Origin of the sequence: Stackebrandtia nassauensis DSM 44728, from assembly GCF_000024545.1 — a bacterium.
Classification (GTDB): Bacteria; Actinomycetota; Actinomycetes; order Mycobacteriales; family Micromonosporaceae; genus Stackebrandtia; species Stackebrandtia nassauensis.
Map to the genome: position 1 here is coordinate 4,961,239 of NC_013947.1, position 22,364 is coordinate 4,983,602.

A 22,364-nucleotide genomic window follows, 5' to 3' on the forward strand; every position below is an offset into this window, starting at 1 on the left:
TTTCTCTCCTAAGGGGATTTGAGGCGGGGGGTCGGTTGCCGCCGGATGCGTTCGCGGGCGGCGTAGCCGACCGCTGCGATGATGATCAGTCCCTGCGCGGTGGGACGGATGGTCGACGGCAGTTCCAGCTGGTTGAACAGGGTGAACAGGGCTTCGACGGTGACGGCTCCGGCGATGGCGGCCAGTACGGTGCCGCGTCCGCCGCCCAGCACCACGCCGCCCAAGACGACGGCGGTGATGGCGACGAACTCCATGCCCTGACCCACCTGCGCGGTGACTCCGGCGAAGCCGCCGACCAGGACGGCGGCGCCGGTGGCGAGGATTCCGGAGCCGACGAAGGCCAGGGTGCGCACCTGCCACACCCGCACCCCCGACAGCGCCGAGGCGCGGGGGTTGTCGCCGACGGCCATCAGGGTGCGGCCGTAGGCCGAGCGCATCGTCCAGGCGGCGGCCACGCCGAGGGCCACCACGATCAGCACCGACCACGGCACCATCGCGAAACCGGGGATGTCGATGCCTCGGCGGCCCGCGACCCGAAAGCCCTCCGACAGTGAGCCGGTGGGGGCGCCGCCGGTGAGCAACCTGATGGCGCCGAACAGGACCAGCATCATGCCCAGGGTGGTGATGATGGACGGTACCTTCAGCAGTGTCGTGATGAGACCGTTGACGAGCCCGACCAGGGCGCCGATGCCGAACATGAGCAGCAGTACCGGGATCGTGCGGGATTCCTGGCCGTCGATGAGCAGCGCGGCCAACACCACCTGGAAACCGACCAGCGAGCCGACCGACAGGTCGAGTTCACCGGCGACGATGACCAGGTACTGCCCGATCGCCAGCACCACCAGCGGCGCGGTCTTGCGCGCGAACGACATCAGCGACGAGGGTTCGGCGAACGAGACGTCCCGGATCAGGATGATCGCGAACACCACGATGAGCAGGGCGAAGACGGTTCCGGTGCCGCCGGACAGGAAGTCGGCCGCGGCGCGCAGCCGCCGCTTGAGCGCGGTCATGCCTTCACCCCTTGGGTCGCTGGTTTCCTGGTGCCGCTGGGGAACCGGACCCGGGTGACGCCCAGGCGGCGTCCGGCGTAGATGGCCACGGCGACGATGATGATCACGCCGCGCAGCACGTCCTTGACGAACGGGTCGACCCGCAGCAGGTTGAACACGGTGTCGGCCACCGCCAGGATCAGGACCCCGGCGACGGTTCCGGCGATGCCGCCGCGTCCGCCCATCAGGGCGGTGCCGCCGAGCACGACCGCCGCGATCGACTCCAGGTCGAAGCCGTCGTCGTAGACCAGGGCCGAGCCGGTGCCGAAGCGCGAGGCGATGAGCAGTCCGGCGACCCCGGCGGCCATCGCGCACAGGACGTGGGCGGTGATGACGGTGCGGTCGGTGCGCACGCCCGACAGTCGCGCGACCTCGCGGTCGCCGCCGACGGCGTAGATGTGGTGGCCGGTGCGGCTGCGGGCCAGGAACCACACTCCGGCGGCCGCGGTGACGAGCATCAGCAGTGTGGACAGTGGCAGCGGCCCGATCCTGGTGTAGCCGAACGATTCGAAGGAGTCGGATACCTTCCCGGCCGGTCCGGCGTAGACGGTGTCCAGGAATCCCTTGATGATGAGCCCGACGCCGAGGGTGGCGATGAACGCGTTGACCTTGAGTTTGGTGATGACCAGGCCGTTGGCGGCGCCGATGAGGCCCGCGAGCCCCAGCGTCGCGGCGACGGCCATGGGCATGTTGGCGGCGTCGCCGTCCATGAGTTCGGCGACGACCAGACTGGACAGTGCCATCACGTAGCCGACCGACAGGTCGAGCGAGCGGCACAGGATCACCAGGGTCTGTCCGATGGCGATGAAGCCCAGCAGGCTGGAGCGGCCGAAGGTGTCGACGATGTTGCCGGTGGAGAACAGGTTGTGGCCGTTGGCGGCGGTGATGACGCCGCCGAGCACGAGCACCCCGGCCAGCGCCAGGTACACCAGCGCGGTGGTGTTGAGCCGGGGCAGGGACAGTGTCTTCACGGGGTCTCCTCGGCGGCCCAGGTGTGTCCGGTGGCCAGTGCCATGACGGCCTCTTCGGCGGTGTCGGCGGCGAGCTGGCCGGCACCCAGCTCGCCGCCGACGCGACCGTCGCGCATCACGAGGACGCGGTCGGCCATTCCGATCACTTCGGACAGTTCCGAGGAGATCAGCAGGATCGCCACACCGTCGGCGGCCAGGTCGCGCATCAGCGTGTAGACCGCCTGTTTCGCGCCGACGTCGATGCCTCGGGTGGGCTCGTCGAGGATCATGACCCGGGGTGAGGTGGCCAGCCACTTGGCCAGCACCACCTTCTGCTGGTTGCCGCCGGACAGGAACCGGACCTCCTGGTCGCTGGAACGCGAGACCAGTTCCAGTGAGGACAGGGTCTGCGGGATGCGGCGCACCCGGTCCCGGTTTCCGTTGATGCGCACGGCGTCCAGCACCAGCCGGGCGTTGGCCGTGATGGACTGGTTCAGGGCCAGGCCCTCGGTCTTGCGGTCCTCGGTGACCAGGGCGATCCCGGCGCGCACGGCCGCACGTGGCGAGCGGATTCGCAGGGGCTCGCCGTCGACGGCCACGGTTCCCCGGGTGAAGGGCGCGACGCCGAACAGGGCGTGGGCGATCTCGGTGCGTCCGCTGCCCTGTAGTCCGGCCAGGCCGACGATCTCGCCGCCGCGCACGTCGAGGTCGATGCCGTCCAGTTGGGTGTTGCCGCCGTGCGATATCGACAGCCGCACCTTGGCGCTGTCGGGGTCGATCGGTTCGCCGGGCGGGAAGAAGGTCGTGATGGGGCGGCCGACCATCTTGCGCACCAGGTCGTCGGCGTTGGTGTCGGCCACCGGGAGGGTGTCGACGAGCGCGCCGTCCTTGAGGACGGTGACGGTGTCGCACAGGTCGAAGATCTCTTTGAGACGGTGCGATACGTACAGGACGGCGACGCCGCGTTCCTTCAGGCGTTTCACCAGCTGGTACAGCAGCTCGACCTCGCGGTCGGCCAGCGCCGCGCTGGGTTCGTCCATGGAGATCACCTTGGCGTCGTAGGACAGTGCCTTGACGATCTCGACGACCTGCTGCCGGGCCACCGACAGTGAACCGACCCGGTCGGACGGGGACAGGCCGGTGACGCCCAGGTCCTCCAGCAGCGCGGCGGTGTCGCGGCGCATCCGGCGCCGGTCGACGAGTCCGGCGCGGCGCGGTTCCCGTCCCAGGTAGACGTTCTCGGCGACGGAGCGTTCGGGCAGCAGGTTGAACTCCTGGAACACGGTGGCCACCCCGGCGCGCTGCGCGTGCAGCGGGTGTTCGAAGCGCACCGGTTGTCCGTCCACTTCGAGCCCTCCGGCGTCGGGGCGGTAGACCCCGGCCAGGATCTTCATCAGGGTGGACTTCCCGGCGCCGTTCTCCCCCACCAGGGCGTGGACCTCACCGGGGGCGACGTCGAGGTCGACTCCGTGCAGCACTTCGTTGCCCAGGAAGGATTTGCGGATCCCGGTCAGCCGGACCAGGGGCGAGGTCGGCATTCACTCCACCTCCACCCAGGCGTTGTCGCGCGCCGATTCCAGGACCGCCTCGGCCAGCCGGGCGGCCCGCAGGCCGTCGGCGAAGGTGGGCAGTCCGTCGGGGGTCTCGCCGTCGATGGCGGCCCGGGTGTCGGCGACGAAGGCGTTGAAGCAGTCCTGGTACCCCTGCGGGTGGCCACTGGGGACGACGGCGAGCCGGGCGGCGGGCGGGGTCAGGGTCTCGGGGTCGCGTACCAGGACGCTGGAACGTTGTCGTCCGCCCAGCCACAGCAGTTCCGGCTGCTCCTGGTCGAAGTGGAGGGTGGCGTCGGAGCCGGAGACCTCCAGGTGCAGCCGGTTCTTGCGCCCGGCCGAGACCTGCGAGATCACCGAGGTGCCGACGGCGCCCGCGTCGGTGTTGAACTGCAGGGTCGCGATGTCCTCGGTGGCCGACGCGGCGCCCCGCCGTGGGTTCACGGTGGACAGTTGCGCCGACAGCCGGGTGATGCGCTGGCCGGTGACGAACTCCAGCAGGTCGCACCAGTGCGAACCGATGTCGGCGAAGGCGCGGGTGCGGCCGCCGATGTCGGGGTCAACGCGCCAGTTGTCGTCCTCGGGCCGCAGCAGCCAGTCCTGGAGGTAGCCGCCGTGGGCGAGGGTGACGGTGCCGATGCTGCCGCGCCGCACCAGTTCCCGGGCCTCGCGCACCATCGGGTGGAACCGGTAGACGAAGGGGACGGTCGCGACCCGTCCGCCCCGTTTCGCGGCGTCGGTGAGCGTCTGGGCGGAGCGGGCGTCGGTGGCCAGCGGCTTCTCGCACACCACGTGCTTTCCGGCCTCCAGCGCGGCCAGCGCCAGTTCCGAGTGCAGGTGGTTGGGGGTGCACACGTGCACGACGTCGACGTCGGGGCTGGCGATCGCCTCGGCGGCGTCGGCGAAGACTCCATCGGCTCCCAGCGCGTCGACGGCCTCGGCGGCCTTGTCCACGGTGGAGCCGACCAGGCCGACGACCGAGCCGCCCGCGACCCGCACGGCGCCCGCGTGCACCCGGCCCATGAAGCCGGTGCCGATGATCGCGGCCCGGTAGCCGCTGCGCGGCGCGATGTCCTCGGTGACTGGCATGTGAGGGACGTTAAACGGACTTCTGACACGTGTCAAGCAAAAGTTGCGCGTATTTAAAACTTTTGTTGCATGACCCGATCCGAAAGATGGCTGTGATTCACTAGTGACGTGGCAAAAGAGACTCACACCGTCGCGCCAGCGGCCGAAGCGGACGACCCAGCGGGGTCGCCCGCGACCGACCGACGGCAAGGCGCGGCCAAGCCCAAGCCGGGGGCGGCGACCGGATCCGCGCCAGCCGCCGAGCGGAAGCCGCGCACCACGGCACCCGCGCCCGCCACGGACGAGCCGCCGCGCACGGCCGCGCCGAAGCCCGGCACCCTGGCCGACGAGCCGCCCGCCACCGCCAAACCCAAGCCGGGCACCCCGGCCGTCGGAACCGCAGCGGACGCGCCGCCACGCACGGCCGCGCCGAAGCCCGGCACCTCGGCCGACGAGCTCCCCGCCACCGCCAAGCCCAAGCCCGGCACCCCGGCCGTCGGAGCCGGTGCCCTGCTTCAGCTGTTGCGGGACGGCGCGCCGCGCACCCGCTCCGAGCTGGCCGCCGTCACCGGCCTGGCTCGCTCCACCGTCACCCAACGCGTCGACGCCCTGCTGGCCTCGGGGCTGATCGGCCCCAGCGGCGAGGCCGCCTCCACCGGCGGCCGTCCACCCACGACCTTCGCCTTCAAGCCGCACGCCCGCGTCGTCCTGGCCGCCGACCTCGGCGCCACCCACGCCCGCCTCGCCGTCACCGACCTGGCCGGACAGGTCCTGGCCGAGACCCGCGCCGACCTCGACATCGCCGCCGGTCCCCAAACCGTGCTCGACTGGGTCATCGAGCACGGCCACGCCCTACTGTCCGAAATCGACCGTGACCCCTCCGGCCTGCTGGGCGTCGGCATCGGCCTGCCCGGCCCGGTCGAGCACTCCACCGGCCGCGCCGTCAACCCGCCGATCATGCCCGGCTGGGACGGCTTCGACGTCCCCCACTACGTCGGCGAACACTTCACCGCCCCGGTCCTCGTCGACAACGACGTCAACATCATGGCGCTGGGCGAGCACTTCACCCACTGGCCCGACGCCGAGCATCTGCTGTTCGTCAAGGCCGCCACCGGAATCGGCTGCGGCATCATCTCCGACGGCCAGGTCTTCCGGGGAGCCCAGGGCGCGGCTGGCGACATGGGACACATCAAAGTGGCCGAACCCGGACCGGTGTGCCGCTGCGGCAACACCGGCTGCCTGGAGGCGGTCGCCAGCGGCGCCGCCATCGCTGCCGCCCTGGCCGAGCAGGACATCAAAGCCCACTCGGCGCTGGACGTCGTCGAACTCGCCCGCGCGGGCTCGGTCCCGGCGCTGCGCCTGCTGCGCCAGGCGGGTCGCGACATCGGCGAAGTCCTCGCCGCCGCCGTCAACCTGCTCAACCCCGCCGTGATCGTCATCGGCGGCTCGCTCGCCCTGGCGGGCGACCACCTGCTGGCCGGAGTCCGCGAGGTGATCTACCAGCGCTCACTGCCGCTGGCCACCCAGCACCTGCGCATCGTGCAGTCCCGCACCGGCGAACGCGCCGGAGCCGTCGGCGCGGGCGTCATGGCCATCAACCACGGCCTGAGCCCCAGCCGGGTCGACGCGCTGCTCGCCTGAACCGCGTCACACGACGTCGAAGTTGGCCATCATCGCCATGTCCTCGTGTTCGAGGTTGTGGCAGTGCAACATGTACCGTCCCTTGTAGCCCTCGAACTTGATCAGCACCTCGACGACCTCCAGCGGACGCATGTCGACAGTGTCCTTCCAGCCCGCGTCGGTGTCGCGCGGCGGTTTCCCGTCCCGCGACAGCACCTGGAAGTGCCCCAGGTGCGCGTGCACCGGATGGTGGACATCGGAGATGAGGGTCCACTTCTCGACGGTGCCCAGCTTGATCTTCGCCATCGAACCGCCGGGATCGTATGCCTCCCCGTTGATGGTCCACATAGACCCATGACCGGAGACACTGGAGTACTCGAACTTGAACGTCCGCTCGGTGACGGCGTCGGAAGCCTTCAGCGCCTTGAACGGCACCAGTTCGTCGGGAATGGACGAGTCGTCGTCGACCTTGTCCCCGACCCGAAACCGCATCACCTCGGCCATGTCGTCGGCGCCGAGCTTGTTGACCAGCGTGATCTCGGTACCCGGCTTGTACTTCGAGAAGTCCACGATCACCTCGGCCCGTTCAGCCGAGGCCAGCACCAGCGACGACAACTCCCGCGGCTTGTCCAGCAGTCCCACGTCGCTGCCGATGTGCACCAACGGCGCGTCGTTGTCCAGGGCCAGCTCGTAGCGACGAGCGTTGGACGCGTTGAGGAACCGCAGCCGGTACCGCGCCGCGTCCACGTCCAGCACCGGCCAGGGCGCCCCGTTGACGAGCATCACGTCGCCGAGCACCCCCTCGTGGTATTCGTCCGAGACGCCGGGCTCACCCATCAGCGTGCCGTCCTTGGACGGGTACTTGAACGCCCCGTCAGCGTGGAACGCGCGGTCGCACAGCATCAGCGGGATGTCGCGCTCCCCCTTGGGAAGCGGCAGCGCGTCGTCCACGTCGTCGCGGACGATGCAGAACCCGGCCAGCCCCCGCCACACCTGCGGCGCGGTGAAGTCCATCCGGTGGTCGTGGTACCACAGTGTGGCGGCGGGCTGGTCCAGCGAGTACCCGTAGTCGCGTTGTCCGGTGTGGAGTTTCCACGCGGACGGGTCGTGCTTCATGTGCGAGTGCCGTCCGGGTTTGAAGTGCCCCCCGTGTCCCTTGGGCACCACCAGATCGGTGGGGAAGCCGTCGGAGTCGGCCGCGGTTACGCCGCCGTGCAGGTGGGTCGAGGTCGGCACGTCCAGCTTGTTGGCGACGGTCACCGTCACCGGTTCGCCCCGGCGGAGGTCCAGTGTGGGCCCGGGGAACTGCCCGTCGTAGCCCCAGATCTCGGTCTTGGTGCCCGGGATGATCTCGACCTTGCGCGGGCGCTGCGTGAACGCGTAGTGCCCGTCCTTGACGGGTTTGGCGGTCTCGGGGATGGGCAGCCGGACCTTGAAGCGTTCGGGCATCGGGACGTCGCTGGTCAACAGCGCTCCGGTCTGCTGCGTGTCGGTGGCGAAGGCGTAGGTCACGCCTCCGGCGGCGGCGACTCCGGCGACGGTCAGCCCCAGCTGGAGCAGGCGGCGGCGCTTCATGCCTTGGCCTCCGTTCCGGCGTCACGGACTTCCTTGTTGGTCGCCTGCACGAGGTGCACCGATCCGATGGCCATCAGCACCCCGACCGGGAAGTGCAGCGGGTACAGCTGGAACACGCCCAGCAGCGACTGGGCGACGATCAGGCCGATGAAGGCGAGGTTGCCCCAGACCTCCGATTTGCCGCGACCGCGTGAGCGCACGATCGACAGCACCAGGTGGATCAGGCTCAACAGCACCAGTGCCCCCGCGCCGATGCCGTGGGCGACGGCGCCGAACACGCTTCCGGTGAACAGCAGGCCGATCCAGACCGGCTGGGCCAGCGTGACCACGGCGATCAGGATCGCGTTGATCCGCGTGGTCCGCGCCAGTCCGGTGGCTTTGGCCCGCGTCGCCGGTTCGGCGATGGCGGTCTCGCTCATCGTTTCACTCCTTAGGGCAGGGGTTCAGAGCTTTGATTCTGTTGCGGCGGGGTCGTTTCGGCATCGGGCATCGGAGGCGTTTTCTACGTACTGTAGAAGAAGTATGGCGGGCCGCTCCACCGGGGCCGCATACTCCCCCGGTATGAGGCCACGACCACTACTTCCGGACGGTGCGATTTGCCCTGAGCTGCCGTAACGTTGCCCCAATGGGCGAAGGCGAACGGCACCAGCGGCGATGGGACGTCATCGCCGCCGGTGCGGCGACCGCGTTCGCGCTCGCCGCGGTGATCCACGAAATGGACAAGAAGGAGTTCTGGCTTCCGGTCGCGGCGGCCGTGCCGCTGGCGATACTGACCGGGCTGGCGCTGCTCGCCCGGCGTCGGTACCCGATCCCGGTGACGCTGTTCACCGGCTCGATGACGGTCCTGTTCATCGCCTCGGACAGCCGCGCCGGGACCGTGGCCCTCCTCATCGCACTGTACTCATTGGCCAAGTACGAACGCCGCTGGATCGCGATCGTCGCGGGCAGTGTCGTCATCGTGGTGGGCACGGTGACCGCCGGACTGTCGGGCTCGTGGGAGATGGCCTCGCGGTCGGCGCCGTGGCTGGTCATCTTCCTGGAGGCGGGAATCATCGCCGGGGACATCGCCGGACGGCAACAGCGGGCACTGGAGTCGGCCCGATCCCGCGCCGCCGAAGCCGAACGATCCAAAGAGGAACTGGCGCAGCGCCGGGCCGCCGAGGAACGCGTCCGCATCGCCCGCGAACTCCACGACTCGCTGACCCACGCGATCTCGGTCGTCAACGTGCAGTCCTCGGTGGCGCTGCACATGCTCAACCGCCAGCCCGAACAGGCCGAGGCCTCGCTGCGCAACATCCGGGCGGCCAGCCAGGACGCGATGCGGGAACTGCGGGCCACGCTGCGAGCCCTGCGCATGACCGAAGGCGACTCCACCCCCGGCATCGACAGCCTCCCCGCGCTGGTGGAACGCTCCGCGCTCACCATCGCCATGGACATCAGCCCCGACCGGCAAGCGCTGCCCGAGACCGTCGACCGCACCGTCTACCGGATCGTGCAGGAGGCGCTGACCAACTCCACCCGGCACGCCCGGGCCAGTGCCGTCGACATCTCTATTGTGGTCGATGATGAGTCGGTGACGACGACCATCACCGACGACGGCATCGGCCCCGCCCCCGAAGGCGTCGCCGAAGGGCTGGGCCTCATGGGAATGCGCGAACGCGTCGCGGCACTGGGCGGCGACCTGCGCCCCGGCCCCGGCCCCGACGGCGGCTTCCAGGTCCGCGCCGTCCTGCCCCTGACCGAGACCGAAGCCAAGGAGCTGACGTGACCCGGGTACTTCTCGCCGACGACCAGCCGCTGATCCGCGCCGGATTCCGGGTCCTGCTGGACGCCGAGGACGACATCGACGTGGTCGGTGAGGCCTCCACCGGCGCCGAGGCGGTGGACCTGGCCCGCGAAACCGTCCCCGACATCGCCCTCGTCGACGTCCAGATGCCCGAAATGGACGGCATCGAGGCGACCCGCCGCATCGCCGCCGATCCCGCCCTGTCCTCGGTACGAGTGGTGATCCTGACCAACTACGCCCTCGACGAGTACATCTTCGACGCGCTGCGCGCCGGAGCCAGCGGCTTCCTCGTCAAGGACACCGAACCGGAGGAACTGATCCGCGCGGTCCGCACCGTCGCCGTCGGCGAGGCCCTGCTGGCCCCCAACGTGACCCGACGCCTGATCGCCGAGTTCGCGGCCACCCCACGCGTCGACGGCCCGGCCCCGCTGGTCTCAGCACTGACACCCCGCGAACGCGAAGTGGTGACCCTGGTGGGCCAGGGCAAATCCAACGAGGAGATCTCCCGGCTACTGCACATCAGCCACACCACCGCCAAAACCCACGTCAGCCGCGCCATGACCAAACTGGGTTCCCGCGACCGCGCCCAGCTGGTCGTCGCGGCCTACGAGTCAGGCCTGGTCGTACCCCGCGCCTCTGCCTAGTCCGAGGCTCGTACCGCCCGAAGTCGGCACCCAGTTAGGACTTCGGAACCCGGCCACGGCACCTCTTGGCGGCTCGTTCTTCTACCCGGTAACACTGCATGTGTGACTTCTAAGCATGCTGGGCAAGGCGTTCTCATTTGGCCAGCAACCCTGACGACACCGTCGCGGCCGCCCAAACTCACTTACCTACCGCACAGCATCGCAATTCAACTTAGCCATGGACTTCCAATGACAACTTCGGCATCGACGCCCTGAGTTTGGCAGTGCCCTATTGCGACGATGTCGTAACCGACAAGCAAAGGTGTCACGATCTCCGCACGACAAAGATCCACTCGAAGATGGTCACCGTGGTCTTGCGAAACCTGCTGGAACTTTTGGCCAAGCTCCACCGACCACCTCCCCACTTTTGACGGTAGTCCGGTTTGCCTGAGCGCAGCCCTAGCCGAGCTGAGCGTGCTTTAAGCGGCCTAGCGCTGCCGGGTCACCTCGCCGATCACCAGGACCGCCGGTGAGGTGACCTCCACGTCGCCCAGCTCCGCCAGCGTCGTGCGCACCTCGCGTTGCCGGGGCGTCGATGCGTCCATCACCACCGCCGCCGGGGTGCCCGCGTCGCGGCCACCCGCGATGAGGGCTGCCGCGATCGCTCCGCGATGCCGCACCCCCATCAGCACCACGACGGTGCCGCGTAGCCGGGCCAGCGCGTCCCAGTTGGTGAGGCTCGTCGGGTCGCCCGGCGCCACGTGTCCACTCACGATGGTGAACTCGTGCACCAGGCCGCGTTCGGTCACCGGGATCGACGCCAGCGCGGGTCCGGCGATCGCGCTGGTGACGCCCGGGATCACCCGCACCGGGATGCCCGCCGCCGCGCAGGCGTCCAGCTCCTCGCCGCCGCGTCCGAACACGAAGCCGTCGCCGCCCTTGAGCCGCACCACGAACTTGCCGTTCTTGGCGCGTTCGAGCATCAGCGCGATGATCTCGTCCTGTTCCCGTTGCCGCCCATAGGGAATCTTGGCCGCGTCGATGAGCTCGGTCTCGTCACGCAGTTCCTCCAGCAGCCGCGCCGGAGCCAGCCGGTCGGCGATGACGACGTCGGCCTGCGCCAGCGCCGCCCGTCCGGCGACCGTGATCAGGTCGGGGTCGCCGGGACCGGCCCCCACCAGCGCCACCCCGGGAATCGTTCCGCTGCCCCGGAACCGGGGCGGGCTGACCTCGCCGGTCGCGGCCAGTTCCAGCAGCCGGTCCCGCAGCGCCGCCGCCCGACGCGGGTCCCCGCCCGCGAAGGCCGCGAAGGTCAGCTCCTCGTGCTGCCCGACCGCTGGGGTCCACGCCGTGGCGGCCTCCCGGTCGTCGGCGCGGACGCAGAAGACCCGCGCTTCCTCGGCCAGCGCCGAGATCTCGGCGTTGACCGCCGGGTCGTCGGTGGCGGCCAGCACCAGCCAGGCCCCGTCCAGGTCGCTGGCCTGGAACCGTCGCTCCTCCCAGCGCAGTCGGTGCTCCGATGCCATGGCCCGCAGCGAATCGCGGGCGTGCGGCGACACGAGCAGCACGTCGGCTCCGGCGTCGAGGAGTCGGGGTACACGCCGGTGCGCGAGATTTCCGGCGCCGACGACGAGTACCCGCCGTCGGTCGAGGCGCAGGCCAAGTGGATACAACACACCGCAGACGTTAACCCGTGCGTGGCCGATCCGGCTCGTATCGGCCCAGCCTCACGCGTCACACGCGTGAAATGCCCTACGGTCAGTGACCATGGGGTTGACGCAGGCGTATCAAGGGCTGAGGCAGCGGCTCATCAATGCCGCCGAAGGCATCCGGTCGCTGTTGAAGGTGGGGGCGCTGGCCGGGCTGCTGGTGGCGGCGCTGGCGTTCCCGGTCGTGGGAACCGGCGGGCTGTCGGCCAAGGCCGGGGTGGACGCGCTGGACAAGCTGTCGGTGAAGCTCGGCGAATCCACACCGCCGCAGACGACCTACGTGTACGCCTCCGACGGCACCACACTGCTGTCGACGTTCTACGACGAGTTCCGCCGCAACGTCCCGCTGGACGAGGTCGCGCCGATCATGCGGCAGGCCATCATCTCCGCCGAGGACTCCCGGTTCTACGAGCACCGCGGCGTCGACATCCGCGGCGTCGCGCGGGCCATGGCCGCCAACCAGAAGGGCGGTGAGGTCTCGCAGGGCGCGTCCACCCTGACGATGCAGTACGTGCGCGGTGCCTTGCAGCACAACGCCTCCTCGGCCGACGAGATCCTGGCCGTCACCGAGCAGACGCCGTCGCGGAAACTGCGCGAGATGCGGTTGGCCACCACGATCGAGGAGCGGCTCACCAAGGACGAGATCATGGAGAAGTACCTCAACCAGGTCTACTTCGGACATCGCGCCTACGGAATCTACGCCGCCTCCTACATCTACTTCTCCAAGGCGCCACAGGATCTGACGCTCGCGCAGGCCGCGACGCTGGCGGGCCTGGTGCAGGCGCCCTCGGACTACGACCCGGCCGCCGAGGACGACAAGAAGGCCACCGACCGCCGCAACTGGGTCATCGACCGGATGACGAAACTGGGCTACATATCGTCCAAAGAGGCCGCCGACACCAAGAAGGAGAAGATCAAGCTGAAGCTGTCCCGCCCGTCCAACGCGTGCATCGGGACCAGCAAGAAGGCGCAGCGCTTCGGCTTCTTCTGCGACTACGTCCGGCAGTGGTGGCGCTCCCAGCCGCAGTTCGGCGCCACGCCAAGGGATCGCGAGAACGACCTGCGCCGCGGCGGGTACACGATCATCACGTCCATGGACCCCAACACCCAAAAGGCCAGCCAGAAGAAGGTGGACTCGCTGTCCTCGCGCGACAGCAAGCACGCCCTGGGGGTGACGGCCGTCGAACCGGGAACCGGGCGCATCAAGGCGATGGCGGTGAACCGGACCTTCGAGATCGACCAGACCAACAACGGTCTGCACTCGGAACCGACCGCCGCGGCCAAGGGCATGCGCGGCAACTATCCCAACACCGTCAACTCGCTGCTGGGCGGCGGTGACGTCGCCGGGTACCAGGCGGGTTCGACGTTCAAGATGTTCACGATGCTGGCGGCGCTGGAGGAGGGCATGCCGCTCAACACGAACATCTACTCCCCCAACCAGGTGGCGACGAAGTACCCGGTCGCGGCCGGTCCGGCCTCCTGCGGCGGGGTGTGGTGTCCGTCCAACGCCAGCAAGGCCATGACCGGCAACCAGACGATGTGGTCGGGCTTCGGGAAGTCGGTGAACACGTACTTCGCGCAGCTGGTGCAGCGGGTCGGCGCCGAGAAGGCGGTGCGGATGGCCGAACGGCTCGGGCTGGACTGGCGCAGCGAGTCCGACGCGTTCTACGCCAGCGAGGACCACGCCGACGGCTGGGGCGCGTTCACGCTCGGCGTCGCCGACACGACGCCGCTGGAGATGGCCGGGGCGTACGCGACCATCGCCGCCGAGGGCATGTACTGCGAACCCACGCCGGTGCTCAAGGCCATCGACCAGACCGGACGCGAGATGGCCAAGACGGCGCCGGACTGTCACCGGGAACTGTCCAAGAAGGTCGCCCGGGCCGCGACCGACGCGGCCCGCTGCCCCACCGGCACCCAGGCGTCGCGCGGCAGCTGCGGCGGCTGGAGCACCGCCTCGAGCGTGCACACCCAGGTCGGACGGCAGGTGGCGGGCAAGACCGGTACCACCGACTCCGACCGGGCGGCCTGGTTCGTCGGCTACGCGCCGCAGCTGGCGGTCGCGGCCTTCATGTCCGATCCGGACAATCCCTTCAACCCGGTCGGGGAGGGCAACTCCAAGAAACCGATCGACGTCGCCGCGACCACCCTCAAGGAGGGGTTGAAGGGCGAGAAGGAGATCAAGTTCAAACCGCCGCCACGGTCGATGGTCTCCGGGAAGTAGGTTTCCCGCCTCCGGCCTCGCGGCGGGCGATCATGACCAGCCCGACCGGGATCATCCCGGCGAACAGCCACCACTGGTAGGCGTAGGCGAAGTTCTGCCAGGCGCGTTGGGTGGGCACCGGGATCGCGGTGAAGCCCTTGGCGGGATCGTCCTGTGTGATGTATCCACGCAGGACGGGTCCGTCGAGGTGCTTCGAGATCCGGTCGACGTCGATGCTGCGGGCCTGGATGGTTCCGGAGACCTTCTCGACCGAGCCCAGCGGCGACTCCGAGGGCCGCACGCGGCCGGTGACGGTCACCGAGCCCTCCGGCGGGGCGGGCACCTTCGGCGCCTCGGTGGCACCGGAGTCGGCGGGCGGCACCCAGCCGCGGTCCACCAGCAGCGCGGTGCCGTCGGACAGCAGCAGCGGCGTGACGACCTCGTAGCCGTTCTGGCCGTCGACGCTGCGGTTGCGGATCAGGATCTGCGCGTCGGCGTCGAACTCACCGGTGGCCTCGACTTTCGTCCACAGTGTGTCGTCACCGGGCTCGGCGTCCTCGGACAGCACCTCGCTGGCCTTGGCCGGGGTGTCGTCGGCCGCGGCGGTCTCGATGCGTTCGTTGGTGGCGGCGCGCTGCTCGTAGCGGTCGTGCTGCCAGATGCCCAGGCCGACGCAGGTGGCGACGAGGGCCAGCCCCAGCAGGGTCAGCCCCAGCCAGCGCCAGGAGATCAGGAACCGGTAGTCGCGCGTCACGACCGCCAGTCTAGAAAGCGGCGGCGGACGGTTTCGCTTGGTGCGGTGTGCGGGCTGCTTAGTATGGCCGCATGTCTCTATCTCGCTCTGATCTTCGCTCGGCCGTCGACGCGGGTATGCCCACCGTGATCGAGGACCTGAAACAGCTGGCCCGCATACCTTCGGTGGCTTTCGAGGGCTTCGACCACTCGCACGTGACGCGCAGCGCCGAGGCGGTGGCCGAGCTGCTGCGAGGCGCCGGCATGGACGATGTGCGCATTGTCACGGCCAAGGGCGCCTCCGGGCAGACCGGCCAGCCCGCCGTCATCGGACGCAAGGCCGCCCCGGCGGGCGCGCCGCACGTGCTGCTGTACGCGCACCACGACGTGCAGCCCGCCGGTGACTACGACGACTGGGAGCAGGACGACCCGTTCGAGCCGCAGCTGCGCGGCGAGCGGTTGTTCGGGCGCGGCTGCGCCGACGACAAGGCCGGGGTGATGGCGCACGTCGCCGCGCTGCGGGCCTTCGGCGACGACCTGCCGGTGGGTGTGACGGTGTTCGTCGAGGGCGAGGAGGAGTTCGGCTCCGACTCGCTGGAGAACCTGATCACCGAGAACCGGGACCTGCTGGCCGCCGACGTGATCGTCATCGCCGACTCGGCCAACTGGGACGTCGGGCACCCGGCGCTGACCACGTCGCTGCGCGGCGTCATCAACGCCTACGTGGAGGTGCGCACCCTCAACCAGGCGGTGCACTCGGGCATGTTCGGCGGCGCGGTTCCCGACGCGCTGACCGCCCTGTGCCGTCTGCTGGGCACGCTGCACGACGAGACCGGCGACGTCGCGGTCGAGGGCCTGAAGACGGGCACGGCGGCGCCGCTGGACCTGCCCGAGGAGCGGCTGCGCGCCGAGTCGGGGATGGTCGACGGGGTCGAGTTCATCGGCTCGGGTCGGCTGGTCGAGCGACTGTGGACGAAGCCGACGGCGACGGTGCTGGGGATCGACGCGCCCGGCGCCCGCGAGTCGGCCAACGCGCTGCAGCCGTCGGCGCGCGCCAAGATCAGCCTGCGGCTGGCTCCCGGCGACGAGTCGGTCTCCGCGTTCGAGGCCGTGAAGCGGCACCTGGAGGCGCGGGTACCGTGGGGTGCGCAGCTGACCGTCACCCTCGACCACGGCGGCAACCCGTGCCAGATCGACGCGCGTGGCGAACGCTACGACGCCGCCCGGGCCGCGTTCGCCGAGGCGTGGGACGGGGTGGAGCCGGTCGACATGGGTGTCGGCGGCGCGATCCCGTTCATCGCGACGTTCCAGGAGCTGTTCCCGGACGCGGCGATCCTGGTGACCGGCGTCGAGGACCCGGACTCGCGGGCCCACGGCCCCAACGAGAGCCTGCACCTGGCGGAGTTCACGCGCGCCTGCCGCGCCGAGGCGCTGCTGCTGCACAACCTCAGTGAGCTTTAACCAGCACGAACTCGGTCTCCGGGTCGTGCGGTTCACCCGGATTACCGTCCACAATGATGTCGACGTGTGAGTCGGTGCGGTCGGCGGGAAAGTGGGCGTCCTCGTGGGCGGTCCACTTGTCCCACTCCGGCCGCATCGCCTCACCGTCGCGTTCCAGGCCCCGGCGTTTCGCCTCGCCGGGGTCGGTGTCCACCAGGACGCTGTAGCTCAGGGTGGGCCGCCACTGCTCGGCCGCGGTGGTGACGCCCTCCAGGATGAGCAGCTCCGGGTGCCCGATGTCGCGCCAGTCGGTGCCGAACCGCTTGGCGATCCAGTCGTAGGCCCGGTACTTCGCGCGGCCACCGGCCGTCAGCGGCCCCAGGATCCACTGTCGCAAGTAGGGCGTGAAGTTGGACGGATGCCCCCAGCCGTCCAGCAGATCGTCGGTGTGCACCAGCGCCACGTCGGCTCCGACCTGGGCTCGCTCGCGCGCCAGCCGTCCGGCGAAGGTGCTCTTGCCGCTCCCGGCGCGTCCGTCCACGGCCACCACTCGTACGTCACCGAGCCGCGGCGGCCGGTCCATGATCAGCCCACCGAGCTCCTTAAAGGACATAATCCGCATAACATCCTCGTAACAACATCGGCGCTTCGGCTTGACATTTGGTGGTGTGACCCACTAATCCTGTATATCGGGTCAGCAAATGGTTCGGGGCGCCTGATTTTCCGAGTAATCGGTGGATTGGGCGCCCCGATCCATGCCCGCCCCATTCTCGAACTCCTCCCAACGAGTTTTCCACAACCCCCGCGTTGTCCACAGGCCATTCACCCAACACTGGCCCACCCCCACCCTGCCCACGGAAGCTGGAGACGAACCGGCCGGTTCCCGCCATTCACATCTTCCGAACTGGAGCAACGCCATGTACGACACCTGCATCACCGTCGTGGGAAACGTCTGCACCAAGCCGATCCAGCGGCAGTTTCCCACCGGTTCCATGACCGATTTCAAGGTCGCCTCCACCTCCCGCCGCTTCGACAAGGAACTCGGCAAATGGGTCGACGGCGACGAGCTGTTCATCCGGGTTGCCTGCTGGCGCGCCCTGGCGCAGCACGTCTACAAGTCGGTGCGGGTCGGCGACCCCGTCATCATCCGCGGCCGCCTCTACTCCCGCCGCTACACCGACAAGGACGAGGTCCCACGCACCGCCTTCGAGATCAGCGCCCAGGCCATCGGACACGACCTGTCCCGAGGCGTCGGGCAGTTCTCGAGGGTCTAGTCCTCGACGAACACCCCGCTGGGCGGCGGCGAGACCGGTTCCACGGCCTTCGACGCCATCGTGGAGTCCATTGACCTGTCCGCCGAGTCCGACGCCGAACGCGAACCGGCCCTGTCGGCCTGACCGCCGTCCCACCACAAGCCGCCAGGGCCGCGAAACAGGGGTCTTGCAGGGGGACGCGGCCCTGGCTCCCCATCCCACCGGCGAACGGAGGAATCTGTCGCAGGCTCGAAGTACGGTTTCCGAACTACCTGATACGGAGAGGGAACCCATGTCCACCTTTGTACTCATCCACGGCGCGAACAGCTCCAGCTGGGACTGGCATCTGGTCGCGCCGGAACTGCGCGCGCTCGGCCACGAGGTCATCGCCCCCGACCTCCCCACCGGCAGCCCGACAGCGACCTTGACCGACTACACCGACGCGGTCGTCAAGGGCATCGAGGACCACGACCCCAAGGTCCCCGACGACCTGGTCGTCGTGGCCCACTCGCTGGGCGGCTTCACGGCCCCGCTGGTGTGCCACCGGGTCCCGGCCCGACTGCTGGTCCTGGTCAACGGCATGATCCCGCGCCCTGGCGAAACCGTCGCCGACTGGTGGTCCAACACCGGCCAGAGCGAGGCAACGGCGGGCACCGACTACGACGAGCACGAGACCTTCTTCCACGACGTCACCCCCGAGCTGGAGGCCAAAGCGCTGGCCCAGGTCACCGGCCAGGGCGAAGCCGCGATGCTCCAACCCTGGCCCGCCGAGTCCTGGCCCGAGGTCCCCACCAAGCACCTGGTGGGCCGCGACGACCGCCTCTTCCCCGCCGTCTGGGCCCGAGGCCTCGCCCGGCAACGCCTGGGCATCACCACCGACGAGATGGACGGCGGCCACTACCTAGCCCTGTCGCGCCCCGCCGAACTGGCCCTACGCCTGGACGCCTACACCCACTAGCCCGCGGCGCTAGCCGACGACAGCCAAGCCTGTCACTGCCCAGCTAGCCGAAGGCAGCCAAGCCTGTGACCGCCCAGCTGACCGATGACAGCCGAGCCCGGGCCCGGCTACCCGTGCCACGGCGCTGGCCGTTACCGACGCCGAGCGGTCTTCCGGTCGCCAGTTCAGCCGCCGTAAGCCTCGAACTCGTAGATCCGAGCGGCGGGGTCGCCGTTGTTCGTCGGCGTCGTGATGCTCAGCCTCACATATCGCGCCGAGGTGTCGCTGATGTCGTGATACGTACGGCTGGCACGCTTACCCGACGCCGAAGCCACGTCAGTCCAGCTCTGCCCATCCACACTCGTCTGCATCGTGTACTTGCCGGTGTTCCAGCCGGTGGTCTCGCCACCCAGGCCCGCATGCTTGACGACAAACGCCGAAACCGTCCGCCGTGACCCCAGGTCAACCCGCAGCCACTTGGTCCCCGAGACCTTCGAACACCACTTACTGTTCCCCGACAAGCTGCCGTCCACGGCCTTGCCCGCCGACTCCGAGCTCGCACACGCCGCCGTCCCCGTAGCGGGCTTCCCCTCGGCCAGGTTCTCCCCCAACCGAGGCGCGGCGGGCGGCTGGTTACCCCCGTCGGTGAACGACGGCGGCACAGCGTCAGTGGCCGTCCCCCAATCGCTGGCCTTGTCGCCCATCACGTAGTCCAAAGTAGCCCCGTCCGCGATGTCGCGATAGGTCAGCCACGACTTCGCATGCGGCTTCCCATTGAGCGACAACGACTCCACATACCGATTCCCCGCCCCGGCACCTTCCCCGTTGATCTGGATGTCCCCACCCGGCCGCTCGATCCGAGCCGAAGCGAACGCCGGACCATGCAGGGCAAGCGTGTCAACCCCCGGCGTCGGCGGATACATCCCCAACGCCGACCACACATACCAAGCCGAGGTCGCACCCAGGTCATCGTTGCCCGGCAACCCACCGGGCCCGGTCGTGAACGACTCGTCCATGACCCGTCGCACGGCATCCATCGTCTCGCTCGGCTTCCCCGCGAAGTGGTAAGCCCACGGCACCCCGTGCTCCGGCTCGTTCCCGATGTAGAAGTACGGCCGCGACAACCCACCGTTCAGCTCGGTGAAGTGATGGTCCAACCGCTGCACCGCGGTCTGAGGTCCACCCATCGCGTCAATGAGTCCCTTGTAGTTGTACGGAACCATCCAGGTGTACTGCGAAGCGTTCCCCTCGGTATACCCGTCGGGGCTGGCCGGGTTCAACGGCCAAGGCCAGCTACCGTCCGCCTGCCGATCATGAACATAACCCGAGTCAGTGTTGAAGACGTTGTACCACCACTGAGCCCGCTCCATGTGCGTGTCATACGAACCGTCGTCCCCCAAGGCCTTCGCGAACGAAGCCACCGCGAAATCCGAAGTGGAGTACTCCAGCGAGTCCGACGGATCCTCATGGATGAACTTCCGCTCCTCGTACCCGGCCTGCCGTCCCCGTATCGGCGACCCCTGCATGGTCCCGCCCTCCGAAGCCTTCTCCATCAACCGCAACGCCTCGGCCGTGTCGAAGTCCCGAGCGCCGAAAGCATGCGCGCTGGCCACCACGATCGGCCCCGGATCACCGGTCATGACGAAGTGCTCGTTGTTGTTGTGCGACCACTTGGGCAGCAACCCCCCTTGCTGTCCATCCAGGATCATCGACTTCACAATGTCCCCGGTCTCGTCCGGAGCCACCAAAGCGATCAGCGAAGCCCACGACCGATAGATGTCCCACCCCGAGTAGTTCTGATAGACCGGATGGCCCGCCCGGTGCACCTTCCCGTCGAACCCCCGATAGTCACCGTTCACATCGCTGGCGATATTCGGATTCTGCAACACGTGATACAGCGCGGTGTAGAACTTCTGCAACTGCTCCTCGCCACCACCGCCAACCTCGACGCGGCCCAACATCTCGTCCCACGACGCCTTCGCCTTGGCACGCACCGCGTCGAAGTCAAACCCGTCCTGCTCCGCCGCCAGATTGGCCCGAGCCCCCGCGGCACTGACGAACGACATCCCGATCTTCGCGTTGACCTGCGGCCCGCCGTCCCCGAACTCGACATAAGCCCCCGTCCGCGTCCCACTGACCTGCGACTGCCCGGGCGAAACCGTGCCACCGCTCCACGTCCCGTGCCCGCTCGGATCCCGATCGAACTCGATCACATAGAAGATCTTGTAAGTCTTATTGGCCCCGCAGAACCCGCCCCCCGTGAACACGCCCGAAACGCTGCGCCCGTCCACGGCAATGGACCCACTCCGCTCCCCGGTGGCACTGCGACTGGCGTTCACCAGCACCCGCGAACCCTCCCCGGCCGGGAAGCTCATCCGCATGGCCGAAGTCCTGGTGGTCGCCGACAACTCCACCTCGGTGCCACCGTAAGTGTCCAAAGTCGCCGAATAGTACCCCGGGCTCGCGGTCTCCGCGTCCTTGTCGTGTTTAGCCGCATAGCCGGTCCAGTTCGTCCCCGGCGACGCGCCGAGATCCCCGGTCATCGGCAGAATCCCGACGTCCTCATTGTTCGCACACCCCGCGCCGTTGAAGTGCGTGAGGCTGAACTCCTCAATAGAGTCATCGCTGTACCGGTACCCGGACGGCGATCCGGTCGGCGTGTCTGGACTCAACTGCGTCATCCCAAACGGGACACTCGCCCCCGGATACGTACTCCCGCCAGCACCACCGGGCACCGGATTGGGCGAATTACTGTCATCGGTACCGATGAACGGATTCACATGACCACTGGGCGCCTGGGCGGCCACGGCAGTAGCCGGGACGACAACGACGCCCGCGGCCAGCAAGATCGCTACGGTCACAACGGTACGGGGCATCGTGGGCATGTCGTTCTCCGCAGGGGTGGGGTCACTCAGGGTGTACGCCGAACCTACTGACCCACCGCAACCACGTCAATACCCCAAGCCCCTCGTTCGCCACATGTTCACCGCCCCCGCAAAACATCCTCCACACTCGACTCTCGCGGCCCGGGATAGACCGGTTCTCGTCCCATCAAGACATCCCACCCCGCCTTCACGTTCGCGGCCCACTCCCGCACCGTCCCCACCTTCCAGGGCCGCGGATACCGCCGCACCGAATCGTCCCCCACCCCGTTGGCCTCAATCCCGGCCTGCCGACACAACGTCACCGCCCGCTCCACATGAAACCCCTGGGTAACCACGGTCAACGCCTCCACCCCGAAAACCTCCCGGGCCCGCACACAAGAGTCATAGGTGTCAAACCCCGCATAATCCCCCACCACCCTCTCCCCGGGCACCCCCCGCTCGATCAACCACTCCCGCATCGGATCCACCTCGTTGTACTCCTCCTGCCCGTTGTCCCCGCTGACCAACACCACCTCGGCTTTCCCCGCCTCATACAACCGCCGAGCCAACTCCAACCGCGCCTCCAAGAACGGCGACGGCCGCCCACCCTCGTAAACCCGCGCCCCGAGCACCATCACCACGGGAGCCTTCGGAACCTCCCCCACCCCATAGACATGCCCGTCCGCCCCCGCCGCAACCCACCACCGAGCCACCCCCACCACCGCACTCAACCCCAAACTCGCCACCAAAGCGAGCACCACCAACCGCCGAAAACTCCACCACCGCAACACACGCATCACCCCACCCAAGCTATCCCCACCCCCGCCACCCCCTATGACCCAAGCCACCCGTTTACCCGGATGCGAGCCCCTCCCACCGTCATGTAGTCTTACCGTCGTTCAACGCGCTCCTGTCGTCTAGTGGCCTAGGACGCCGCCCTCTCAAGGCGGTAACGGCGGTTCGAATCCGCTCAGGAGTACCAAGGATGCCTGGCCAATGGCCAGG

18 protein-coding genes and 1 tRNA gene are annotated in these 22,364 nt (G+C 68.7%); 8 read left to right on the plus strand and 11 right to left on the minus strand.

Going from position 1 to position 22,364, the window contains the following annotated elements; all coding sequences use genetic code 11:
* Positions 1 to 8: 8 nt before the first annotated feature.
* Genes SNAS_RS23000 through SNAS_RS23015 form a run of 4 tightly spaced genes read right to left on the minus strand, consistent with a single transcriptional unit; the run spans position 9 to position 4,638 of the window.
* A complete protein-coding gene (locus SNAS_RS23000) occupies positions 9 to 1,010 on the minus strand; it encodes an ABC transporter permease (protein WP_013019868.1) in 1,002 nt (333 codons plus the stop codon).
* Complete coding sequence (locus SNAS_RS23005) at positions 1,007 to 2,020, minus strand: ABC transporter permease (protein ID WP_013019869.1); 1,014 nt, start codon at positions 2,018 to 2,020, stop codon at positions 1,007 to 1,009. Before SNAS_RS23005 ends, SNAS_RS23000 begins: the two co-directional genes overlap by 4 nt.
* Positions 2,017 to 3,537 carry a sugar ABC transporter ATP-binding protein gene (locus SNAS_RS23010; RefSeq protein ID WP_013019870.1) on the minus strand — a complete coding sequence of 507 codons (1,521 nt, stop codon included), beginning with the start codon at positions 3,535 to 3,537 and terminating at the stop codon, positions 2,017 to 2,019. Before SNAS_RS23010 ends, SNAS_RS23005 begins: the two co-directional genes overlap by 4 nt.
* Positions 3,538 to 4,638 (minus strand): Gfo/Idh/MocA family protein, encoded by a 1,101-nt coding sequence (locus SNAS_RS23015; protein ID WP_013019871.1) that lies wholly within the window; start codon positions 4,636 to 4,638, stop codon positions 3,538 to 3,540.
* A gap of 108 nt (positions 4,639 to 4,746) precedes the next feature.
* On the opposite strand from SNAS_RS23015, the gene SNAS_RS23020 reads away from it, so the two are divergent.
* Positions 4,747 to 6,258, plus strand: coding sequence for an ROK family transcriptional regulator (locus tag SNAS_RS23020; protein WP_013019872.1), 1,512 nt, complete (start codon positions 4,747 to 4,749; stop codon positions 6,256 to 6,258).
* 6 nt (positions 6,259 to 6,264) lie between these two features.
* Here SNAS_RS23020 and SNAS_RS23025 read toward each other — a convergent pair whose 3' ends face one another.
* Together SNAS_RS23025 and SNAS_RS23030 are read right to left on the minus strand one after the other, a co-directional pair.
* A complete protein-coding gene (locus SNAS_RS23025; protein WP_013019873.1) occupies positions 6,265 to 7,812 on the minus strand; it encodes a multicopper oxidase family protein in 1,548 nt (515 codons plus the stop codon).
* The gene (locus tag SNAS_RS23030; RefSeq protein ID WP_013019874.1) at positions 7,809 to 8,231 is read right to left on the minus strand and encodes a hypothetical protein; all 423 of its coding nucleotides are present in this window, start codon (positions 8,229 to 8,231) and stop codon (positions 7,809 to 7,811) included. The genes SNAS_RS23025 and SNAS_RS23030 overlap by 4 nt, the downstream gene beginning before the upstream one ends.
* 206 nt (positions 8,232 to 8,437) lie before the next feature.
* Between SNAS_RS23030 and SNAS_RS23035 the strand changes: the two genes are divergently transcribed.
* Positions 8,438 to 9,580, plus strand: a complete 1,143-nt coding sequence (locus SNAS_RS23035) for a sensor histidine kinase (RefSeq protein ID WP_013019875.1) — start codon at positions 8,438 to 8,440, stop codon at positions 9,578 to 9,580.
* On the plus strand, positions 9,577 to 10,242 hold the full coding sequence (locus SNAS_RS23040; protein WP_013019876.1) for a response regulator: 666 nt from the start codon (positions 9,577 to 9,579) through the stop codon (positions 10,240 to 10,242). The genes SNAS_RS23035 and SNAS_RS23040 overlap by 4 nt, the downstream gene beginning before the upstream one ends.
* 467 nt (positions 10,243 to 10,709) lie before the next feature.
* Here the strand turns inward: SNAS_RS23040 and cobA are convergent, their stop codons facing one another.
* On the minus strand, positions 10,710 to 11,894 hold the full coding sequence (cobA, locus tag SNAS_RS23045; protein ID WP_013019877.1) for a uroporphyrinogen-III C-methyltransferase: 1,185 nt from the start codon (positions 11,892 to 11,894) through the stop codon (positions 10,710 to 10,712).
* A gap of 94 nt (positions 11,895 to 11,988) precedes the next feature.
* Here cobA and SNAS_RS23050 point away from each other — a divergent pair, with 94 nt between their 5' ends.
* Positions 11,989 to 14,154 (plus strand): transglycosylase domain-containing protein, encoded by a 2,166-nt coding sequence (locus SNAS_RS23050; protein ID WP_013019878.1) that lies wholly within the window; start codon positions 11,989 to 11,991, stop codon positions 14,152 to 14,154.
* Here the strand turns inward: SNAS_RS23050 and SNAS_RS23055 are convergent.
* Positions 14,117 to 14,887 carry an SURF1 family cytochrome oxidase biogenesis protein gene (locus tag SNAS_RS23055; protein WP_013019879.1) on the minus strand — a complete coding sequence of 257 codons (771 nt, stop codon included), beginning with the start codon at positions 14,885 to 14,887 and terminating at the stop codon, positions 14,117 to 14,119. The genes SNAS_RS23050 and SNAS_RS23055 overlap by 38 nt on opposite strands.
* Before the next feature lie 71 nt (positions 14,888 to 14,958).
* Here SNAS_RS23055 and SNAS_RS23060 point away from each other — a divergent pair, with 71 nt between their 5' ends.
* A complete protein-coding gene (locus tag SNAS_RS23060) occupies positions 14,959 to 16,326 on the plus strand; it encodes a dipeptidase (RefSeq protein ID WP_013019880.1) in 1,368 nt (455 codons plus the stop codon).
* Here SNAS_RS23060 and SNAS_RS23065 read toward each other — a convergent pair.
* On the minus strand, positions 16,313 to 16,918 hold the full coding sequence (locus tag SNAS_RS23065; RefSeq protein ID WP_052305114.1) for a uridine kinase family protein: 606 nt from the start codon (positions 16,916 to 16,918) through the stop codon (positions 16,313 to 16,315). The two genes, SNAS_RS23060 and SNAS_RS23065, sit on opposite strands and share 14 nt — an antisense overlap.
* A gap of 304 nt (positions 16,919 to 17,222) precedes the next feature.
* Here SNAS_RS23065 and ssb point away from each other — a divergent pair, with 304 nt between their 5' ends.
* Together ssb and SNAS_RS23075 are read left to right on the plus strand one after the other, a co-directional pair.
* Entirely contained in the window at positions 17,223 to 17,579 is a 357-nt protein-coding gene (gene ssb / locus SNAS_RS23070) for a single-stranded DNA-binding protein (RefSeq protein ID WP_013019882.1), read from the plus strand.
* A 271-nt stretch (positions 17,580 to 17,850) separates the two neighbouring features.
* Complete coding sequence (locus SNAS_RS23075; protein ID WP_013019883.1) at positions 17,851 to 18,516, plus strand: alpha/beta fold hydrolase; 666 nt, start codon at positions 17,851 to 17,853, stop codon at positions 18,514 to 18,516.
* Between the two features lie 164 nt (positions 18,517 to 18,680).
* On the opposite strand, the gene SNAS_RS23080 is transcribed toward SNAS_RS23075, so the two are convergent.
* Together SNAS_RS23080 and SNAS_RS23085 are read right to left on the minus strand one after the other, a co-directional pair.
* Complete coding sequence (locus SNAS_RS23080; protein ID WP_013019884.1) at positions 18,681 to 21,380, minus strand: GH92 family glycosyl hydrolase; 2,700 nt, start codon at positions 21,378 to 21,380, stop codon at positions 18,681 to 18,683.
* Positions 21,381 to 21,478: 98 nt separating this feature from the next.
* The gene (locus SNAS_RS23085) at positions 21,479 to 21,994 is read right to left on the minus strand and encodes a SanA/YdcF family protein (RefSeq protein WP_244409178.1); all 516 of its coding nucleotides are present in this window, start codon (positions 21,992 to 21,994) and stop codon (positions 21,479 to 21,481) included.
* A gap of 271 nt (positions 21,995 to 22,265) precedes the next feature.
* Between SNAS_RS23085 and SNAS_RS23090 the strand changes: the two genes are divergently transcribed.
* Positions 22,266 to 22,341 (plus strand) — tRNA-Glu (locus SNAS_RS23090).
* Positions 22,342 to 22,364 lie beyond the last annotated feature (23 nt).